Annotated in this window: 18 protein-coding genes; 8 read left to right on the plus strand and 10 right to left on the minus strand. The window is 68.5% G+C overall.

What is annotated here, in order from left to right; all coding sequences use genetic code 11:
* Positions 1-30 precede the first annotated feature (30 nt).
* Together AC1MED_RS16320 and AC1MED_RS16325 are read right to left on the minus strand one after the other, a co-directional pair.
* Entirely contained in the window at positions 31-711 is a 681-nt protein-coding gene (locus AC1MED_RS16320; protein ID WP_479784361.1) for a GntR family transcriptional regulator, read from the minus strand.
* 31 nt (positions 712-742) lie between these two features.
* Positions 743-3,670 (minus strand): FAD-binding and (Fe-S)-binding domain-containing protein, encoded by a 2,928-nt coding sequence (locus AC1MED_RS16325; RefSeq protein WP_479784362.1) that lies wholly within the window; start codon positions 3,668-3,670, stop codon positions 743-745.
* 181 nt (positions 3,671-3,851) lie between these two features.
* Between AC1MED_RS16325 and AC1MED_RS16330 the strand changes: the two genes are divergently transcribed.
* Positions 3,852-4,187: a hypothetical protein gene (locus AC1MED_RS16330; RefSeq protein WP_479784363.1), complete on the plus strand. Its 336-nt coding sequence runs from the start codon at positions 3,852-3,854 to the stop codon at positions 4,185-4,187.
* Positions 4,188-4,335: 148 nt separating this feature from the next.
* On the opposite strand, the gene AC1MED_RS16335 is transcribed toward AC1MED_RS16330, so the two are convergent.
* From AC1MED_RS16335 to AC1MED_RS16345, 3 genes are all read right to left on the minus strand, one after another.
* Positions 4,336-5,658 (minus strand): MFS transporter, encoded by a 1,323-nt coding sequence (locus tag AC1MED_RS16335; protein ID WP_346957971.1) that lies wholly within the window; start codon positions 5,656-5,658, stop codon positions 4,336-4,338.
* 2 nt (positions 5,659-5,660) lie between these two features.
* Positions 5,661-6,884 carry an acetylornithine deacetylase gene (gene argE / locus AC1MED_RS16340; protein WP_479784364.1) on the minus strand — a complete coding sequence of 408 codons (1,224 nt, stop codon included), beginning with the start codon at positions 6,882-6,884 and terminating at the stop codon, positions 5,661-5,663.
* A gap of 172 nt (positions 6,885-7,056) precedes the next feature.
* Entirely contained in the window at positions 7,057-7,668 is a 612-nt protein-coding gene (locus AC1MED_RS16345; protein ID WP_217500986.1) for a helix-turn-helix domain-containing protein, read from the minus strand.
* Positions 7,669-7,766: 98 nt separating this feature from the next.
* Here AC1MED_RS16345 and AC1MED_RS16350 point away from each other — a divergent pair, with 98 nt between their 5' ends.
* Entirely contained in the window at positions 7,767-8,339 is a 573-nt protein-coding gene (locus AC1MED_RS16350; protein WP_479784366.1) for an MOSC domain-containing protein, read from the plus strand.
* A gap of 16 nt (positions 8,340-8,355) precedes the next feature.
* Here AC1MED_RS16350 and AC1MED_RS16355 read toward each other — a convergent pair whose 3' ends face one another.
* Together AC1MED_RS16355 and AC1MED_RS16360 are read right to left on the minus strand one after the other, a co-directional pair.
* Entirely contained in the window at positions 8,356-8,484 is a 129-nt protein-coding gene (locus AC1MED_RS16355; protein WP_479784367.1) for a hypothetical protein, read from the minus strand.
* Positions 8,485-8,561: 77 nt separating this feature from the next.
* Positions 8,562-9,788 (minus strand): MFS transporter, encoded by a 1,227-nt coding sequence (locus AC1MED_RS16360; protein ID WP_479784369.1) that lies wholly within the window; start codon positions 9,786-9,788, stop codon positions 8,562-8,564.
* 326 nt (positions 9,789-10,114) lie between these two features.
* Here AC1MED_RS16360 and AC1MED_RS16365 point away from each other — a divergent pair, with 326 nt between their 5' ends.
* The 6 genes from AC1MED_RS16365 (at position 10,115) to AC1MED_RS16390 (ending at position 17,029) form a co-directional block, all read left to right on the plus strand.
* Positions 10,115-10,891 carry an electron transfer flavoprotein subunit beta/FixA family protein gene (locus AC1MED_RS16365; RefSeq protein ID WP_479784371.1) on the plus strand — a complete coding sequence of 259 codons (777 nt, stop codon included), beginning with the start codon at positions 10,115-10,117 and terminating at the stop codon, positions 10,889-10,891.
* 10 nt (positions 10,892-10,901) lie between these two features.
* Positions 10,902-11,885 (plus strand): electron transfer flavoprotein subunit alpha/FixB family protein, encoded by a 984-nt coding sequence (locus AC1MED_RS16370; protein WP_479784373.1) that lies wholly within the window; start codon positions 10,902-10,904, stop codon positions 11,883-11,885.
* A gap of 590 nt (positions 11,886-12,475) precedes the next feature.
* Entirely contained in the window at positions 12,476-13,597 is a 1,122-nt protein-coding gene (locus tag AC1MED_RS16375; protein ID WP_479784375.1) for a cytochrome b/b6 domain-containing protein, read from the plus strand.
* An 82-nt stretch (positions 13,598-13,679) separates the two neighbouring features.
* Positions 13,680-14,528: an alpha/beta fold hydrolase gene (locus AC1MED_RS16380; RefSeq protein WP_479784377.1), complete on the plus strand. Its 849-nt coding sequence runs from the start codon at positions 13,680-13,682 to the stop codon at positions 14,526-14,528.
* A 73-nt stretch (positions 14,529-14,601) separates the two neighbouring features.
* Complete coding sequence (locus tag AC1MED_RS16385; RefSeq protein WP_479784379.1) at positions 14,602-15,546, plus strand: hypothetical protein; 945 nt, start codon at positions 14,602-14,604, stop codon at positions 15,544-15,546.
* 79 nt (positions 15,547-15,625) lie between these two features.
* On the plus strand, positions 15,626-17,029 hold the full coding sequence (locus AC1MED_RS16390) for an MFS transporter (RefSeq protein WP_479784381.1): 1,404 nt from the start codon (positions 15,626-15,628) through the stop codon (positions 17,027-17,029).
* A 19-nt stretch (positions 17,030-17,048) separates the two neighbouring features.
* Here the strand turns inward: AC1MED_RS16390 and AC1MED_RS16395 are convergent, their stop codons facing one another.
* From AC1MED_RS16395 to AC1MED_RS16405, 3 genes are read right to left on the minus strand one after another with little or no spacing between them, the layout of a single operon-like run.
* Complete coding sequence (locus AC1MED_RS16395; RefSeq protein WP_479784383.1) at positions 17,049-17,396, minus strand: hypothetical protein; 348 nt, start codon at positions 17,394-17,396, stop codon at positions 17,049-17,051.
* Positions 17,397-17,439: 43 nt separating this feature from the next.
* Entirely contained in the window at positions 17,440-18,678 is a 1,239-nt protein-coding gene (locus tag AC1MED_RS16400; protein WP_479784384.1) for an RNA polymerase sigma factor, read from the minus strand.
* Positions 18,675-18,998, minus strand: a complete 324-nt coding sequence (locus AC1MED_RS16405; RefSeq protein WP_479784386.1) for a YciI family protein — start codon at positions 18,996-18,998, stop codon at positions 18,675-18,677. Before AC1MED_RS16405 ends, AC1MED_RS16400 begins: the two co-directional genes overlap by 4 nt.
* Between the last annotated feature and the right edge of the window lie 56 nt (positions 18,999-19,054).

Consider the following 19,054-nt stretch of genomic DNA (forward strand, 5'->3'; position numbering starts at 1 on the left):
CGGTGTAACCCGTGTCACAGAATCGTTACCTTAGGGGCGGCTCGGGGCGTCCAGGAAAGTCCGGAGGGCATCGACAGCGTGTTCGCGGTGCTCGTCCAGCAGCGCGACTAGCAGCTCCGCGTCACCGTCAGCGTAGGCCTGGATGATGCGGGCGTGCTCGCGTTCCACCCTGGCCCGGTTATGTTCCGCCCCGTAGTAGACGAACCGGTAAGCCTCAGTGGCGTCCCACAAGACTTGGACGATTCGCTCCAGACGCGGCATGCGAGCCGCTGCCAGCAATTCGAAGTGAAACCGCCGGTTGGCGTCGGTCATCTTGAGCAGATCGCCGGCCGCGCTGGCCGTTTCCACCTCACTGGCGGTCGCCCTCATCGCGGCGAGCACACCGTCGCTCCGCTTTTTGACGGCAACCCGGGCGGCCTCTGATTCCAACAGCTGCCTGAGCCGGTAGACCTCAAGGAGGTCCGTGAGCGAGAGGCTGGCGACCTTGTGGCCGCGGTGGGGTTCGTAAACCACCTGGCCCTCGCTTTCGAGGACCTTGAATGCCTCGCGGACCGGCACCCTGCTGACGCCGAATCGCTCGGCCAGCGTGTTTTGACGAAGCGGCTGTCCGGGCAGGAATTCCCCTGCGATGATTGCGCGCCGAAGCTCGGCGAGGACGAAAGCCTGAGCGGTGGGAGGGCGCCTAAACTCTTTCGCGGCGTCCTCGCTCATGCGGCCGCCGCAAACGCATCTGCTTTCACACCTAAATTCTAGCTGGCGGCCTTCCGTCGCCGTTTTCATGCCTGTCTGACGCGCATCCGCTTATGGCAGAAGCGCGATGCCGCTCGGCGCGCAGAGCGTCCGCGATGACTTGGACCAGGTGCCGGCTTTCCAACCCGGCCAGGTCACGGATCTGGGTGCGGCACGAGAAACCGTCCGCCATGATGCTGTGATCCGGCAGGGCCTCTGCCTTGGCGAGAATCCCCCTCCGGGCGATGTTCTCGGACACCTCATGGTGCCCCTTTTCCATGCCGAAGTTGCCGGCCAGGCCACAGCAGCCGGCCGACGTTTCGATGTCACATCCCATGGCTGCCAGCAGGGCCTCATCGGCCCCGTAGCCCATCACGGAATAGTGGTGGCAGTGCGGCTGAACGAGGAGTTTTTCCACGGCGGGCGGCGGAGTCCAGTCAATCGCGACCAGGAGTTCCGCGACCGTTTTCACGGCGGCCGACAGCTCCGCGGCGCCGGGATCGTCGGTCAGGAGTTCCACCAGGTCCGAGCGCAGCGTCGCCGTGCAGCTGGGCTCCAGGCCCACTACCGTCCGGCCGTCCCGGACGTGCGGCAGCAGGAGGTCCACCGTGGCGCGCAGCTTCTTCTTCGCGGCCGTCAGCTGGCCTGTGGAGATGAGCGTCAGTCCGCAGCACGCCCCGGGGGCGGCGAGTTCGACGTCGCAGCCGGCGGCCACGAGGACGTCGACGGCGTCGCGTGCAACCTCGGGCGCCAGCGCGTCGGAGAACGAATCGACCCAGAGCAGGACCTTGTGCCCGCCCCTCGGGCCATGGTTCCGGTTCCGGCCTTCCTGCGTTTTTCGAAACGGAGCACGGGGCAGCGGCGGTAGGGACCGGCGGCTGTCGGCTCCCATCAGCGCCATCATGGTCCTGCGCAGCAGCGGAAGGCGGCCGACGAGGTTGACCAGGGGCGCCGCGGGCGCGGAAAGCCGCAGCCATTGGGGAAGGCGGCCCAGCGTGTAGTGGCTCAGCGGACGTATCCGTCCCTTGTAGGTCTGGTGCAGGGTCTCGGACTTGAACATGGCCATGTCGATGCCGGTGGGGCAGTCGTTGGCGCAGGCTTTGCAGCTCAGGCACAGGTCCAGTGCGTCATGCACTTCCGGTGAGGACCAGCCGAGGGTCACGACGCCGCCGTTCAGCATCTCTTGGAGCACCCGGGCCCTGCCGCGGGTGGAGTCCTTCTCCTCGCGGGTCGCGGTGTAGGACGGGCACATGAAACCGCCCTGCGGGCCCAGGTCCGCACGGCATTTTCCGACCCCGACGCAACGGTGCACGGCTTTGGTGATGTCCCCGCCGTCGTGTGAGAAGGCGAATCCGTCGCTGGCGCGCAGGGACAGCGCCTGGGGCCGGCGCAAGTCGGCGTCGAGGGGCGACGGCCGGACCACGACCCCGGGGTTGAACATGTCTTCCGGATCCAAAAGGGCCTTGAAGTCACTCATGGCCCGGAGTGCTGCCGGGCTGTACATGGTGGAGAGCAGTTCGGAGCGCGCCCTGCCGTCGCCGTGCTCACCTGAGAGCGATCCGCCGTGCTCGACTGCCAGGAGCGCGGCACGCTCGAGGAAGCGGCGCATCAGCACCCCGTCGTTGTCCAGCGGGAAGTCGAGGCGGACGTGAACGCACCCGTCTCCGAAGTGGCCGTAAGCCAGGCCGGAAAGCCCTTCTTCATCCATCAGCCGTTCCAGGCCGCGCAGGTAGTTGCCCAGCCTCTCCGGCGGGACGGCGGAATCTTCCCATCCGGGCCAGGCCTGCTGCCCGGAAGCGGTGCGTCCGGCCAGTCCCGCGCCGTCCGCCCGGATCTGCCAGAGGCGGGTGGCTTCGGGGCCGGCCGGCAGCACTACCGCAGCATCCGCCTTGGAGGCGGCGACCAGACGTTCGGCGGCTGCCAGGGCTTCTTCGGCCGTGGCGCCGCCGATCTCGGCCATCAGCCAGCCGCCGCCGGCGGGAAGTGCCGGAACGCTGGCCGGGCCGTGCGCCCGGCGCACGACGTCGACGAGCGTCGCGTCCAGCCCTTCCAGGGCCAGCGGGCTGAAGGGAAGCAGTGCCGGAACATCATCGGCTGCGGTGGCCATGTCCGTGTAGCCCAGCACGGCCAGAGCGGGGGCCACCGCCTTCGGAACGAGCCTGAGCACTGCTTCGAGAAGCACCCCGCAGCTTCCCTCGGTACCGGTCAGGGCGGCCGCGAGGTTTTGGCCCTGCTCGGGCAGCAGGTGCTCCAGGGAGTAACCGGAGATCTGTCGGCCGAACCGCCCGAACTCGGTCCGCAGGACGGCCAAGTTTTCCGACACGAAGGCGGCCAGCCCCGGCACGGCCTCGAGGGCGTTCGGGCCTCGGCCGGCGGTGACAATGTCACCCGAGCCCGTCAGCCAGGTCATGGACACAACGTTGTCCGCAGTGCGGCCGTAGGACAGTCCGTGCGGCCCGCAGGCGTTATTTCCGATCATGCCGCCGAGAGTGCAGCGCATGGCCGTCGACGGGTCCGGGCCGAACCGCAACCCGAACGGGGCGGCTGCGTTCTGGAGGTCGCTGAGCACCACCCCGGGCTCCACCACCGCGGTGGCCGCTTCAGGGTCGATGCTCAGGACGCGGTTCAGGTAGCGGGAGACGTCCAGCACCATGCCCGGGCCGATCGCGTTACCGGCGCAGGAGGTGCCGCCGCCGCGCACGGTCACAGGCATGCGGTGTTTCCGCGCGATGGCCACCGCTTCCTCGATGTCCCGGCGGCTCTTGGGCAGCACTACCAGCTCGGGAACGACCCGGTAGTTGGAGGCGTCGGTGGCGTATTGCGCCCGCGCCAGCGAGGAGTCATCGACGGTTCCTTCGAGCACGGCGCGGAGCTCAGCAACAACGGCGTGCGTCGGCAGCGGGATCGGTATTTCCAGTGTCACGGCGAAAAGGCTCCTCATTGGGCCGGTACGGACTTGTGCTACCGACGGGACAGGCACCTGGGGGTACCGTTCATTCGTGCGGCTTCCGTCAGCACTGTAGCCGGGTTGGTACGCAGCGTGCCGAACACTGCGGGGAAAACCTGCTCCGTGGCGATCGTCGCCGAGGCGGTCCGAACTACGGGGCGACGTTGTCCCGTCCATGGAGATGGCCCTGCCCCATATCGAGCCTGAAGACCGGCCAAAAGTCCAGGCCTACTGGGAGCGGGTGGCTGCCGTCGGCGGCCCGTTGTCCATCTACGTGTCCATCCGCGACCGCAAGGCTCATCAGCACAAGCTGCTTTTCTCTGCGGACTACATCCTCGAACGAACCACGCCTGTCGGTGTCTGGGGCGTGATCGTTGACCGAGGCTTATCAAGTCATGAACAAGCTGAGTCAGGATGCGAACCGCAAGGTCCACGCCATTGCCACGAGATCATCGAACGCACCACTGCTGCAACCCGGGATCCGAAGGACCAACGCGGACCTCTGCCGTAGCGCCGGGACCGGACTCTTGAGAATACTTCGGCCTGAATCCGGCCCCGGACTACCTCGAAGCCAGGAACGCCCCCGGCAGCTGCCGGGGGCGTTCCATATATTCTCCGCCCGAAATCGCGGCCAGGAGCCGCTCGAGGGGACACTTCGGTCAGGCCTGGCGGTACACCTTCCGGGAGATGGTCAGGCTCACCGCGGCGATAACCGCAATGGCGACGAGGTAGTAACCGGGCACCAGCAGGGAGCCGGTGCTGCCGATCAGCCAGGTGAGGATGAAGGGAGCGAAGCCGCCAAAGACGGTGACGCCGATGTTGTAGCCCAGGGAGAGCCCGGTGGACCGGATGCGGGCCGGGAACATCGAGGACATGATGGCCGGCAGCGGCGCGAAGTAGGCGGTGGCCAGCACGGACAGGACGAGTTCCACCACGATCATGGTGGGCAGCTCCGGCGCGGCGATGAGCCCCAGGAACGCCGGGATGCCGACGACGATGGTTCCCCCGGCGGCCCAGGTCATGACCCGGGCGGGCCCGACTTTGTCCGCGAGCATGCCGATGAACGGGGAACCAAGGCTCATGACCACACCGAAGATCAGGGTGGAGAGGAAGGCCACGGCTTTGGGCATCCCGAGGTTCACGATCGCGTAGGTGGGCATAAACAGGGCGATGTAGACGCCCACGGATCCGAGGGAGACGACGCCCACGATGGCCCAGAGCCGGCCGCCGTTGCCGATGAACGTCTCCCGCAGGGGCGCGGCGGACCGTTCCGTGGCCAGGAATTCCGGTGTTTCCTCCATCTTGGAGCGGATGTACCAGCCCACGGGTCCGATCGCCAGCGCGAAGATGAACGGCAGCCGCCAGCCCCAGGAGTCCAGCGACTGGGTGCTGAGGTAGGTGTTCAGGACGAAGCCGAAGATGCCGGCCAGCAGGATGCCGCCGCCCTGGGTGGCCACCTGCCAGCTGCCGTAGAACGCCTTCCGGCTGGGCGCGTACTCAATCAGGTAGGCCGTTGCCGTGCCGAATTCCCCGCCGGTGGCGAAACCCTGAAGCAGCCTGGCGATCAGCACCAGGATGCTGGCCGCGACGCCGATCGCGGCGGCCGTCGGTGCGACAACAATCAGCAGGGTGCCGACAAACATGACGAGGATGGAAACCAGCATGCCTGCTTTGCGGCCAGCCCGGTCCGCGTAGCGGCCGATGATGATGCCGCCGAGCGGCCGCATGATGAAGGAAACGCCGAACGAGGCGAAGGTCAACAGCAGCGACGCGGCTTCGCTGGTGGTGGGGAAGAACAGCTTGGAAATGGTGACGGCAAACGTGCCGTAGACGATCAGGTCGAACCACTCGAGGCCGTTGCCGATGGAGGCTGCAACGACGGCTTTGCGGGCGTTACTTTGCTGCAGGGCAAGGTCGGCCGGCGAACGGGGCTCCAGGACCTCTTGACTCGATCCCGCACCGGTGGCGGTCTGGTGGCTCATGGCTAGGAGGTCCGTTCAGTAGTAGAGAGGTGGGTGGCAAGGGCCTGCAGGAAGTCCTCGCAGGCGGCGATCTGGGTCAGCTCGATGTATTCGTTGGCGGTGTGGCCCTGGTCCATGTTGCCGGGGCCGCACACCACGGTGTCGATTCCGGCTTGCTGGAAAAGGCCGGCCTCGGTGGCGTAGACCACGGATTCTTCGACCGCGTGGCCGGTGAGCTCCTGGGCCAGTCCCAGCGCGATGCGCGGGCCCTCGGGGCTGAGTCCGGGCACCGTGCCCAGCGGGGCCATGCGGATGTCCGCGGCGGGGTTTTCCTGCTGGATTTCGGCCCGGAGTTCGGCCAGGTTGTCCTCGATGCGGGATATCACCGCCGCCGGGTCGACGCCCGGAATGGTCCGGAACTCAAACTCGAAGTCGCATTTTTCGGCCACCGTATTGACGGCGGCGCCGCCGCTGACGACACCGACATTGGCGGTGGTGTACGGGACCACGAAGCTCTCGTCGAACGGGCCGGACAGCCGGTGTTCGTCGGCGAGGGAGCGGATGAAGGCGATAGACCTGGCCGCGTATTCGATGGCGTTGACGCCGGTGGAGGTCATGGACGAATGGGCAGCGATCCCGCTGACAGTGACGCGGTAGAGCTGGCTGCTCTTGTGCGCCGAGACCGGGCGCATGCTGGTCGGCTCCCCGACGAAACCGACCCGGGGATGAATCCCGCGGGCCGCGAGCTCGGCCAAGAGGACGACGGCGCCGTGGCACCCCACCTCTTCGTCATAGGTCCAGGCAAAGTGCAGCGGCTCCGCCAGCGGACGGGACAGGAATTCGGGCAGGAAGCCCAGAATCGCGCCGCTGAAGGCCTTCATGTCGGTGGTACCGCGGCCGTATAGCCGCCCCTCACGGACCTCGGGGGCGAACGGGTCACTGTCCCACGCCTGGCCGTCCACGGGGACCACATCGGTATGGCCGGCGAGCATGATGCCGCCGGTGACGGTGCCGTCGTGGGCCGGAATGGTAGCGAAAAGGTTGGCCTTGTCGCCGTCCGGGCTGGGGACGATCAGCGGTGTGATGCCGTTGGCGGTGAGCTCGTCCGCCATGCCGTGGATCAGCTCTAGGTTGGAATTGCGGCTGGTCGTATCGAAGGAGACAAGCTTCTCGGTCCAGGCGAGCGCGGCTGCACTCGGCGCCGTGGTGGATGGGACGGCGGTTGCCGTAGCGGTGGTTGACGTCATGGGCAGGTTCCCTTGGAGTGGTGGACGGGCCTGGCCTGATCGGCCGGCTGCGGCTGGCGTCGGCCGCCAGCTGGCTCCGCGCGCTCACCTCAGTATTTGGGCGGCCCGCCATCCCTGTCAACAGTAAAGACGCGATTTGTTCATTAAATTGAACAGGCTGCACCAGGCTTCCCTAGAATGACGGCGGTGTCATGGCGCCGATCAGCACCGCGTCCTCCGACGTCGAGTTGCGGTACCAGTGCGGCAGCGAGGAGTCGTAGGTCAGCGAATCGCCCTCCTCCAGGTCGTACCCCACGCCGTTGACGCAGACATGGAGCTTGCCCTGCACCATGGTCACGCACTCCTCGCCGGCATGCTTGAAGGGGGCGTCCTCATTGTCCCACCCGGCGGCGATCTGCGCGCGCAGCATGCCGAGCTGGCCGCTCATGTGGGGGGTCAGGAGTTCATAGATGAGGTTGTCCTCGGCGACTTCAAGGCGCCGCCGGTCAGCGCGCCGGACCAGCGCCCCGCCTTGGTCCCTGGTATCAAAGAAGCGGCCCACCGGCACCTTCAGGGCCTGGGACAACTTGATCAGTGTGGTCAGCGACGGGTTGCCCTGGCCGCGCTCGATCTGGCTGAGCAGGCCCGGGCTGAGGCCGGCTGCTGCCGCCAGGCTGCCGATGCTGTACCCGGCGTCCCGCCGCAGCTGGAGGACCAGTGCCCCGACGGCGGTCATCGCGCGCTCCGCCTGATCCTCCACGCCAGGGAGCTCCATTGCTGCGGGGCCGAGGCCGTGATGTTCCATTCCACGATCGTCCGTCATAGTGAAGATATCGTCAAGATAATGAATAGGAGGCGGGTGGCCGATACCGGGCTAAACCCCCGAGGCGCTAGTTTGGTGCCATGACCGCCAGCTACCGGTACGCCGTCGAGATCCTGCACCTGCTCGTGTCGCCGGCGCACGCCTACTTCGGCCGGGCGCGCGAGGGCGCAGCCGACGTCCCCACCACGGACGCCGACCATGCGACGCTTGTGGCCGGCAAGGGAATCCTCGGCGACCGGTTCTTCGGCAAGGCCGCCCACATGGATGCCGCCGTCACTGTTTTTGCCGTCGAGGCCCTCGAAGCCATCGCCGCAGAGCTGGCGACGGCGCCCCTTGACCCGCTGCTGACGCGCCGCAACGTTGTCGTCCGGGGAGCGCACTTGGCGCCGCTGCTCGGCCACGAGTTTGCACTGGAGTCCGGCGGAGGGCTGGTGCGGCTCAAGGCCGGGCGGCCGGCCCACCCGTGCGCGTGGATGGATGAGATGCTCGCCCCGGGCGCCCACAAGGCCATGCGCGGGCGCGGCGGCGTGCGGTGCCAGGTGCTGTCCGACGGCGTCCTGCACCGCGGCCCGGCAGTGCTGATCAGCCCGGTGCCGCTGGATCCTGACCGCGCCGGCGACGCCACCGTTCTGCGCCCATCGCGGCTGCCGTAGCTCGACCGCCGTCGGGCTAGTCGTCGAGGAACCGCAGCAGCTGTGGGATAGTGGCGTCCATGGCGCGCAGGTCCCCGCGGTCCACGGTGAGCTGGTCCAGCGCGACGGCGGTGTGCCCGCCGGCGCTGAATCCCAGCACATCCACCGTGGGCCGTCGGCGAAAAGGGGCCCCGAGAACGGGAAGCTTGTCATCCCAGCCGGCGCCGTGGGCCCGGCCTCTGTTCAGTGCGTGAGTGCTTCCTCGTCGGAGAGTTGTTGGTCCTCGGTCCGTGCGCTCCTGAACCTGGAGCCAAGGAGCACCAGCGAGGCCAGCAGAAGAACCGCGACGGAGACCCAGAGCGCGGTTCCGGCACCCGCCAGGGTGGCGATCAGCCCGCCCAGCGGGGCACCGATGACGATCATTCCGCGGTTCACTGAACGGATCGTGGCACTCATCCGGGCGAGCAGGCTGTCCGGGGTGACGGCCTGGCAAAATCCCATTTCCAGCGGCCCTTCGACGCCCATTGCCCCGCCAAAGAGCAGCTGCCCGGCGCCCATAAGAGCGAAAGCTGCCCACATGTCCCCGGTCCACTGCAGCGGGGAGCCATATGACTCGCCCGAGTGTGTCCCGCCGGCGACGATGGGCGCGAGGGCCACCACCGCGATCGCCACCGGCTGGGCTACCCGTGCCATCACCATGGTTCTGCCCGTGCCCCAGCGGTGGCCCGCCCGGGTGGAAACTGTGGTGCCGATGACCGCCCCAATCCCGGCGCACCCCATGACCAGGCCCAGCCCGACGGCGCCCAAGCCAAGGTCGTTCAGAATCACCGCCGGCAGCACGGTGCCGAGGATGGAGGAGCCGATGAACCAGATGTGGGTGCTGCACGCCAGGGGTGTCAGGTATGGATGCCCGTAGACCCAGCGAAGACCCTCCGCGACCTTCCGGTGGAGCCGCTGTGTGCTTCGAACCGGGGCCTGCGATGGCCGCTCCAGGGTCAGCAGGACCGCGGCGGAGAGGAAATAGGAGACAGCATCCAGCAACAAGGCGAAGGGTGCTGTCACCAGGGCGACCAGACCGCCGGCTACCGCACCACCGGTGGTTTGTGCCACGGTATCGCTTTGCTGCAGCCGGGCATTGGCCTTGGTCAGCAGGGGCCTGGGGACCAGCTGCGGGAGGAAGCTCTGATACGCGGCGTCACTTGTCAGCGCCAGTACTCCAAAGGCAAATATCAGGACTATCAAGGCCGGAACGGAAAGCAATCCGGCTGCCGCCGCCAGGGCCACGCCCGCCAGGATGAGGCCGCGGCCGAGGTCTCCGCCAATAAGCACTGTGCGGCGTGGAAGCCGGTCGATCCACACCCCCGCCACCAGGCCGAATAGCAGATACGGCGCCCAGCGCGCAGCATTCACCAGGCCTTGGTCAAGGGCTGTCCCGTCCATCGTCACCAGGATCAGGACAGACAGTGCCACGGACGTTATATAGGTGCCGAAATCGGACACCGTTGAGGCCAGCCAGAACCGCACGAAGGGCGCATAGCGACGGAGCTTTGATTCCGCAGCAGACGAGCTCCCGGCAGATGCTCCCACCTGTCCCCCCATCGTCGCGTTGGCTTACAGCATAGCGACGGCGGCGGGCCGGCTTCGGCGCACTCCCAAGCGGACGATGGCGGGAGCCCCGCCGTCGTCCGCTGACGACACGGGCCCGGTCGGGCAAAAAGGTACCCCCTTTCGTAGACTCTAGGGAGATCCGACGTGCCTCCCCTACGGAGGCATGCCCGCCACAGGAAGAGCCATCGATGAAGATTGTCGTCCTAGTCAAGGAAGTCCCCGACACGTACGGGGACCGAAAGCTGAACCTCGAAACCGGCCTCGCCGACCGCGAAGCCAGCGAGACCGTCATTGATGAGATCGGCGAGCGGGCGCTGGAACTGGCGCTGACCTACGCCGACGCGCACGAGGGCACCGACGTCGCGGTCCTGTCCCTGGCTCCCGAGGGTGCGACGGCGACGATCCGCAAGGCGCTGGCGATGGGCGCGGGCAGCGCCACCCACGTCTGTGACGAGGCGCTCCGGGGTGCCGACCTCGTGCTGACCGCCGAGACCCTCGCCGCGGCGGTCCGCCGGATGGGGTTTGACCTGGTGATCACCGGCAACGTTTCCACCGACGGCTCCGGCGGCATGGTCCCCGCCATGCTTGCAGAGTTGCTTGAGGTGCCGCTTGCCTCCGGCCTTAGCGCCGTTCAGATCAGCGACGGCACCGTGTCCGGCACCAGGGGCGTTGAATCCGGGGTGCAGCAGGTATCGGCGGACCTGCCCGCGGTCATCTCGATTACCGAGTCACTCCCCGGGCCGCGTTTCCCGAACTTCAAGGGCATTATGGCGGCGAAGAAGAAGCCGCTTGAGGTGTTGAGCCTGGCAGATCTCGGGGTGACGGCCGAGGACCCGGACGCGGCGCGGTCGATCATGCTGGCGGTGGCGGAGAAGCCCCCGCGCGCGGCAGGCGTGAAGCTCGTTGACCAGGGCGATGCCGGCGAGAAGCTCGCCGATTTCCTGATCGAAAACCGACTGGCGTAGGAGAAACGACATGACTGACTTCCCTCGTGACGCCATCCTCGTCGTCGTGGAGACCCGGGCGTCCGGTGAACTCGAGAAGGCTGCGGCCGGGCTCTTCGGCGCTGCCGCCGGCGCCGGCACCCCGGTGGCCCTGGTGCTGGCCGAACCCGGTGCGGGGAGTGCCGCGGCCGCGGAGGCCGCGGATCTGGGTGCCGCGCGTGTGCTGGTCGCTGAGACGCCGGACCCGTCTGCCCTCGGGGTGCCGGGCGTTGACGCGCTGTCGGCCGCGGCGGAGCTGGTGCAGCCGGACGCGATCCTGGTTTCGCATTCGCTGAACGGGCGCGACCTGGCCGGCCGGTACGCCGCCCGTGCGCGGGCGGCGGTCTGCGTTGACGCCGTCGGTGTGTCCCGTGATGACGAGGGCGTCGTGGCACACCACTCCGTCTACGGCGGAGCCTACAACGTCGCGTCCACGGCCACCTTCGGCCCGCCGGTCATCACGGTCCGCCAGGGCTCGGTCGAGGCGCGCGCCGCGGCCCAGCCGCCGGCGTCGGAGACCCTCGCGGTGACGCCGTCCGGGAAGCCGGCCGCGCGGATCGACTCATTCGAGGAGGCCGTTGCGGCCACCACTCGGCCGGAGCTGCGCGGCGCCGCGAAAGTGGTCGCGGGCGGCCGCGGCCTCGGCTCGGCGGAACAGTTCGCCTTGGTCGATCAGCTCGCCGACACGCTCGGCGCCGCCGTCGGCGCGTCGCGGGCCGCAGTGGACGCCGGCTACGTCCCGCAGACGCAGCAGGTGGGGCAGACCGGGGTGTCCGTGTCTTCCCAGCTGTACATTGCACTGGGCATTTCCGGCGCGATCCAGCACCGGGCCGGCATGCAGACGGCGAAGACGATCGTCGCCATCAACAAGGATGCGGACGCGCCGATCTTCGAGATCGCGGACTTTGGTGTGGTGGGCGACGTCTTCAAGGTCGTGCCCCAGCTGATCAGCGCCCTCGAGGCCCGGAAGAAGTAGCGATGGCAACCCAGTCCGGATCCATTCGACGGGGACTGCCGCGCGTGCCGGGCGGCGAGCCCTGGCCGCCGGCGGGCAAGGCGCCCGTACACCTGGTTGCCGCCCCACCGGTTGCTGCCGGCCCGGAAGCAGCATCGGATACGACGGCGGTGTCCGCCCCGCTGCCCGGTGCGGACGTTCCTGCGGTTGCGGTTCCTGCGGCAAACGTCCCTGCGGCATCCGTTCCTGCGGTGAGCGCGGGCGTGGGTGCGCGGCAGCGTCGCCGCGGGCTGCCGCGCGTGCCGGGCGGCGAGCCCTGGCCGCCGGCCGGCAAGGCGCCGGCATCGGTGTTGCCCGCGCCCGAGGCTCCCGCCCCAGTAGCCGAGCCCGCGTCCGCACCTTCTGCACCTGCACATGCTCCTGCTCCTGCCGTTGAGAAAGCAGTCCCGGCCGCGACGCCGCCTGTCCCTTCTCCCTCCGCTGCACCGGCGGTCCCGACGACGGGAGCCACTGCGCTCCGCCGCGGACTCCCCCGCGTTTCCGGCGGGGATCCATGGCCTCCGGCCGGACTGGCTCCGTCAGCTGCTGCCGTCCCGGTTCCCGCTCCTGAGGTGCAGGCTGTTCCCGAGCCTGTTGCCACGGCTCCCGCTCCGGCCACCGCAGCAGCCGCCGTCGTCGTCGCTGAGACCGTTGCCGAAGCAGAGCCGCCGACGACGCCGAATGAACCGGTCACCGCCGAATCCCCCGCGGTCGCAGCCGTCCCGGCCGCGGCGGCACCGCCCGACGTCGCTGAGAAGCCCGCAAAGCCCGTGCGGCACAAGGCCGCAGCAAGGCTCTACGGCTCACGCACCCTCGGCCAGTGGATCAAGCGCACGGTACTCCTCGCCATCGGCGCCGTGGCCGCCGCCGCGATCCTTATCCTCGCCGCGCGCGGGGTGACCACCCTGCCCGGCGTGCCGGAGTTCCTCCGGAGATATCCCGGCGAATACCCCCTGCCCGCAGCCGCCGAGTCGGGCTTCCCGGGGTGGGCGCAGTGGACGCACTTCCTGAACCTGTTCCTGATGGTCCTCATCATCCGCTCCGGCTACCAGGTGCGGACCCAGCAGAAGCCGCCAGCGTTCTGGACGCCGAAGGGCGGCGGCAAGAAGATCAGCATCAACCTGTGGCTGCACCAGATGCTGGATATCCTGTGGCTGGCCAACGGCCTTATCTTCGCGGTGCTGCTGTTCGCCTCCGGGCGCTGGCTGCGGATTGTCCCGAGCAGCTGGGAGGTGTTCCCGAACGCGCTCTCTGCGCTCCTGCAGTACATGACCCTGGACTGGCCCGTGGAGAACGGCTGGGTGAATTACAACAGCCTGCAGCAGCTTATGTACTTCCTGGTGGTGTTTATCGCGGCCCCGCTCGCGGCGATCACGGGGGTGCGCATGAGCGAGTTCTGGCCGAAGAACGCGACCAGGCTGAACAGGATCTACCCGGTGGAAGCCGCGCGCGCGGTGCACTTCCCCACGATGCTGTTTTTCGTGTTGTTCATCATCGTCCACGTGTTCCTGGTCTTCGCCACCGGTGCGCTGCGCAATCTGAACCACATGTTCGGCGGCACCGACGTGGTGAACTGGACCGGCTTCTGGCTCTTCGCGACCGCCATCGCCGTCACCGCCTCCGGGTGGTATGCCGCGCGTCCGCTGGTGCTCGCGCCGCTTGCGAAGCTGTTCGGCCAGGTGAGCAGCCGGTAGGTCAGGCGGGAGTCCCGACGGCGCCGCTTCTGCCTGCGACCGGGCCGGGCCGCGATGAGGGCCTCCGTTCTACACTGGCTGGATGGAGGCTACGGTCCGCGGGGTTCCTGTGCATTACGTCGAGTCCGGCAGCGGTACGCCGGTTCTCGCTTTGCACGGCGCCGGCGTGGACCACCGCGAAGTCGCCCACGCCCTTGAACCCGTCTTCGCTGCTGCTCCCGGGTTTCGGCGCCTGTACCCGGACCTGCCGGGGATGGGCCGCACCCCGGCGCCCGCCACCATCGCCGGCAACGATGATGTCCTAGACCTGCTGCTCGGCTTCATCGACACCACCGTCGGCACCGGACCTCTGCTTGTCCTGGGCCACTCCTACGGCGGGTACTTGGCCCGTGCCATTGCCCAGCAGAGACCGGAGCAGGTCATCGGGCTCGCGCTCGTCTGCCCGGTGGGCGCCCGCACCGGCGCCGTGCCTGAACACACGGTGCTTGTGTCCTCGGCCGGCCTTGCCATCGATCTCAGCCCGGAGCTTGAAGCCTCCTACCGTGACTACTTCGTGGTCCAGACGACTGAAACGCTGCGCCGGTTCCGGGAAGCCGTGGCCCCGGCGGTGCCGCTCGTTGACGAGGCCGCCCTGACGCGGATCTTTTCGCGCTGGGAACTGCAGGACCGCCCGGAGACCGCGAAGACCTATCCCCATCCCGTCCTGATTCTGGCCGGACGGCAGGATTCCACCGCGGGGTACGCGGCCCCGGCCGACCTCGCCGGGCAGTACCCCCGCTGCACCCTTGCCGTCCTCGATCGCGCCGGCCATGCCCTGCTGCACGAGCAGCCCGCCCTGGCTCAGGCACTGCTGGTTGAATGGCTCGCGCGAGTGCGTGAGCACTCCGCGGCACGAAACGGCCCGCCTTCGGCGACCGTCCGGAGGATTTAATCCATTCGGTATAGTATTCGGATGGGCCGGCGTCTCTTGCGCTGCCCCCTGCCCCTCATACCAAGGAGCCTCTGTGGGCCAGCAAGCGACGGACCTGGCGGTCTTCGACAACCGGCCAGGCCACGCCCCCGCCCGCGACGCCATGCGGGGCGGGCTGATCGGCATCCTGGCAGGACTTCTCGGCTTGGGACCCTGGTTGATCACCGGGGCACAACTGCCTCTGCAGAACCTGTGGGCCGCCGAGGTCACCCCGGACCAGATGCCGGTGTCGCTTCTGCCGCTCAGCCAGTACGAACTCACCACGATCGTCGCACTCCTCACCGTAGGAGGCGCGGCAGCCGGACTCGCGGTGCGTCTCTGGTCCCCCGCCCGACGCCGACTGGCGACGTGGTGCGCGGCAGCCGGAGTTCTCGGTGTCCAGTTCACCGCGGCCGTCCAGTCCTTCACCGTGCTCGACGGCGGACTGGCGGGCGGCACGATGGCCCGCCTCTACTTCGCCGGGCTGCTGGCGGGCGTGGTCTTATCCCTCGCGGCCGCCCTCGTCGCCCTCCTGCTGGTCTCTTCCCGGTCGCGGGCCCTGGTGGCACTGGGCGTCGGACTCGTGGCGGTGTCGTTTGCGTCGTGGCTGGTGGAGTGGGTTGTCGGCGTCGTCGGGCCCCTCAACATCCCGGCAGCGGTGCCGACGGCGGCTCGCTGGATCCCCGCTATCCTGGTGGGCTGCGCCCTGGCGTGGTGTGGGCTTCGCCCCGCGCGGCGTGCCGTGGTGTGGCTGGCGGACCTGGCCCTCTTGTGGGTGGTTCCCGCCCTGTTTATCTCCGTCAACTACGTCCTGGGAACGCGGGTGGCGGCCGGCGACCTGCAGGAGATGCTGTTGATGAGCCGGCAGATCCTGGCGGCCACCCTTGGACCCGCCGGCGGAGCAGGGCCCCTGGTCCTGCTGGCCCTCGCCGTCGCCCTGGCGGGGCTGGGTGCCCGGTCCGCTGCAGTCCGCCGTCGTACGGCCGCGCCCACGGACTGACACCGCCGCAGCAACGCAGCCGGCTTCCGCCAGGCGGCGGCCGTGTTCCTACCGGCCGGTTCTCACTACACTGGGTCGCATGACCGAGTACGAACCGGTCCCGCCGCACACCGCTGTGGCTCCCGACGCCGTCGACACCCCCTTGCGAAGTTCCCAGCAGCGGTCCCGCACCTTCCACGGGATCCTGCTCAACACCGGCCTGGCCAATATCACCACCAGCTACCTGTGGTTTGCGCTGACGTTCTGGGTGTACCTGGAGACGCGCAACGTGATCGCCACCGGGGTGGTCGGCGGCGCGTACATGCTGCTGATCGCCCTGTCCAGCATCAGCTTCGGCACCTACGTCGACCGCTACCGCAAGCTGGCTGTGATGCGTTTCGCCGCCGCCTTCACCCTGGCGATGTTTGCGCTTTCGGGGGCGATGTTCCTGCTGACGCCCGCCGACTCCTTGCTGGACCTAACGCAGCCGTGGTTCTGGGCCTTCATGCTGATCGTCCTGCTCGGCGCCGTGGTGGAGAACATGCGCAACATCGCGCTCGCCGCCACGGTGACCATCCTGATCGACCCGGACCGGCGGGCCAACGCCAACGGGCTGGTCGGCATGGTGCAGGGGCTGATGTTCATCGTCACCTCGGTGTTTTCCGGGGTGTCGGTCGGGCTACTGGGCATGGGCTGGACAATCGTCGTGGCCGTGGTGCTCACCGCGCTGGCGTTCGCACACGTGCTCACCCTGCGCCTGCCCGAGGAGGTCCGCGCGGCCGCCACGGACGCGCAGGGCGGCTTTGACCTGCGGGGCTCCCTCGCCGCCATCGCGGCCGTTGCCGGACTGTTCGCGCTGATTCTGTTCTCCACGTTCAACAATTTCATCGGCGGCGTCTACATGGCGTTGATGGACCCCTACGGCCTGGAGATGTTTCCGGTAGAACTGTGGGGGACCTATCTGGCGCTCGGCGCCACCGGCTTCATTGTGGGCGGGGCGCTGGTCAACAAATTCGGTCTGGGGTCCAACCCGCTGCGCACCATGCTCCTCGCGGTGGTCCTGATGGGCCTCCTCGGTGCGGTCTTCACGCTCCGGGAGTGGGCCTGGCTGTACGTTGCCGGCATCTGGCTGTACCTCGTCCTGGTCCCTGTCGTCGAGGCCGCCGAGCAGACAGTCATCCAGCGGGTGGTGCCCCTGCACCGGCAGGGGCGGGTGTTCGGATTTGCCATGGCGTTCGAATCCGCGGCAGCGCCGCTCACAGCGTTCCTCATCGCGCCGATCGCCCAGGTCTGGATCATCCCATACGCGCGGTCAGCCGACGGTGCCGCCCAACTGGCCCCGCTGCTGGGCGTCGGCACATCCCGCGGCATCGCCCTGGTGTTCCTCATCTCAGGCGTCATACTGATCGCGGCTGCACTGCTGGCCTTCCTGGCCCCGGTCTACCGCCGGGTCTCGGCGTCGTATGCGGGGACGGACGCCCAGACCGACGCCGGCACAGTGTGACGGCGCGGGCGAGCGGCCGCTATCGGGCGGGACCCGTTCCGTCCGGCAGGCTGGCATCGACCGGGAAGGTCATGAACGCCGGCGTCTCGTACGGGTGCGCGGACAGCGCGGCACTGACGACGGCGCTGCGCCGGGACCGCGGGTAAATGGCCTCGATCCGGGTTTCCGGGACTTCCCCGGGGGAACCGACGGCGCCGATGGCCGGGGTCGCGCCCGGCAGCGGCGTAAAGCGCCCGGTCCCTTCCAGGCTGAACGAGCAGTGCGAGTAGTTGCCCAGCCGGCCCGCGCCGGCATCGCCAATGGCCTGCCGGACGGTGTGCGCAGCGTCGGTGGGGACGTAGATGACCAGGCAATCCATGGGTTCCATGGCTGAAAGTCTGGCACGGAGCCGCCGCGGCAGCAGCCCTGGATCAGTCAGGCAGCGCGTTCCGGCGGCGCTGTAGCGCCGCAACCTCGGCCGAGTTACCCGCCCGTTCGATGGCTTTGTTATACGCCAGCCGTGACTCCTGGGTGCGGCCAAGCCTCTGCAGCAGCTCGGCGCGGGCGGCGTGGTAGGCGTGGTAGCCGGCCAGCTCGCGGTCAAGCCGGTCGACGGCGGCCAGCGCCACGTCCGGGCCATCCAACTCGGCCACCGCGATGGCCCGGTTCAGCGCGACGATCGGCGACGGGTCCAGGGCTGCCAGCTGGTTGTAGAGCGCGACGATCTGGGACCAATCGGTGTCGCGGAAGTCGCGGGCCGAGGTATGCACGGCGTTGATCGCCGCGAGGAGCTGATACGGCCCCGGTGCCGCCCCGGACGCCAGTCGCTCCCGGACCAGGCGGTGTCCTTCGGCGATCAGCGCCGCATCCCAGACTCCCCGGTCCTGCTCGTCAAGGGTCACGAGTTCGCCGCCGGCCGAGATCCGGGCGGGGCGGCGGGCCTCGGTGAGGAGCATCAGGGCCAGCAGGCCGGCCACCTCGCCGTCGTCGGGCAGGAGCGCGCGGAGCAGGCGGGTGAGCCGGATCGCTTCGGCAGTCAGGTCGGCGCGCACCGGATCCGTGTCCGGGCCCGTCGCCAGGTACCCCTCGTTGAAGACCAGGTAGAGCACGGCCAGAACGCCGGAGACACGGCCCGGCAGATCCTCCGCGGACGGCACCCGGTACGGGATGCGGGCAGCCTTGATTTTGGCCTTCGCGCGGGTGATCCGTTGCGCCATGGTGCTCTCCTGCACCAGGAAGGCCCGCGCGATCTCCGGCATGGTCAGCCCGCCCACCATGCGCAGGGTCAGTGCCACGCGGGTCTGCAGCGCGAGCGCCGGGTGGCAGCAGGTGAAGATCAGCCGGAGCCGGTCGTCGTCGATGGCGCCGGGCGGTTCCGGCAGGCGGTCGTCGTCGAACACCAACTGGGCCTCCTGGTGTTTGCCGTCGCGTTTGTTTTCGCGGCGGAGCCGGTCGATGGCTTTGCGCTTGGCCGTGGTGGTCAGCCACGCGCCGGGGTTGGCGGGCACACCGTCGGACGGCCACCGCTCGACGGCAACCGCGAACGCCTCGGCTGCCGCCTCCTCTGCGAGGTCGAGGTCACCGAAACGGCGGGTCAGGGCGGCGACCGTCCGGGCCCAGTTCTCCCGGTACGCCTGGGTGACGGCGCCGCCGACGTCGGTCGCGTTCACAGGAACGGCCGCACCTCGACCTTCCGGTTGCAGGCTTTCGACCCCTCGGCGGCGAGTTGGAGCGCGACGTCGAGGTCGGGTGCCTCGATGATCCAGAACCCGGCGAGGTACTCCTTCGACTCCACGAAGGGCCCGTCGGTCATCACCGGAGCCCCGCCACGGTTGTCGATGACGGTTGCCGTGTCCGGGAAGCCGAGGCCGCCGGCGAAGACCCAGCGCCCCTCGGCTTGGAGACGATCGTTGAACACGTCGATTGCAGCCATCTCGTCCGACGGCGCAAGTTCAAGCTGGTCGTGGATCACGGACAGCAAATACTGCATTTCGAGTCATCTCCTGCGGTTTGGGGCGCCCCTCCTGGGCGGCCGCTCACCCTTAC

It is taken from the genome of Arthrobacter sp. BI5, from assembly GCF_056680065.1.

Excerpts from the sequence above, each read along its gene's own strand:
- AC1MED_RS16370 (WP_479784373.1), top strand. The coding sequence starts at position 10,902 with ATGACTGACTTCCCTCGTGACGCCATCCTCGTCGTCGTGGAGACCCGG.
- AC1MED_RS16365 (WP_479784371.1), top strand. The coding sequence starts at position 10,115 with ATGAAGATTGTCGTCCTAGTCAAGGAAGTCCCCGACACGTACGGGGAC.
- AC1MED_RS16405 (WP_479784386.1), bottom strand. The coding sequence starts at position 18,998 with ATGCAGTATTTGCTGTCCGTGATCCACGACCAGCTTGAACTTGCGCCG.
- AC1MED_RS16335 (WP_346957971.1), bottom strand. The coding sequence starts at position 5,658 with ATGAGCCACCAGACCGCCACCGGTGCGGGATCGAGTCAAGAGGTCCTG.
- AC1MED_RS16395 (WP_479784383.1), bottom strand. The coding sequence starts at position 17,396 with ATGGAACCCATGGATTGCCTGGTCATCTACGTCCCCACCGACGCTGCG.
- AC1MED_RS16320 (WP_479784361.1), bottom strand. The coding sequence starts at position 711 with ATGAGCGAGGACGCCGCGAAAGAGTTTAGGCGCCCTCCCACCGCTCAG.
- AC1MED_RS16330 (WP_479784363.1), top strand. The coding sequence starts at position 3,852 with ATGGAGATGGCCCTGCCCCATATCGAGCCTGAAGACCGGCCAAAAGTC.
- AC1MED_RS16325 (WP_479784362.1), bottom strand. The coding sequence starts at position 3,670 with ATGAGGAGCCTTTTCGCCGTGACACTGGAAATACCGATCCCGCTGCCG.
- AC1MED_RS16350 (WP_479784366.1), top strand. The coding sequence starts at position 7,767 with ATGACCGCCAGCTACCGGTACGCCGTCGAGATCCTGCACCTGCTCGTG.
- argE (WP_479784364.1), bottom strand. The coding sequence starts at position 6,884 with ATGACGTCAACCACCGCTACGGCAACCGCCGTCCCATCCACCACGGCG.
- AC1MED_RS16345 (WP_217500986.1), bottom strand. The coding sequence starts at position 7,668 with ATGGAACATCACGGCCTCGGCCCCGCAGCAATGGAGCTCCCTGGCGTG.
- AC1MED_RS16380 (WP_479784377.1), top strand. The coding sequence starts at position 13,680 with ATGGAGGCTACGGTCCGCGGGGTTCCTGTGCATTACGTCGAGTCCGGC.
- AC1MED_RS16390 (WP_479784381.1), top strand. The coding sequence starts at position 15,626 with ATGACCGAGTACGAACCGGTCCCGCCGCACACCGCTGTGGCTCCCGAC.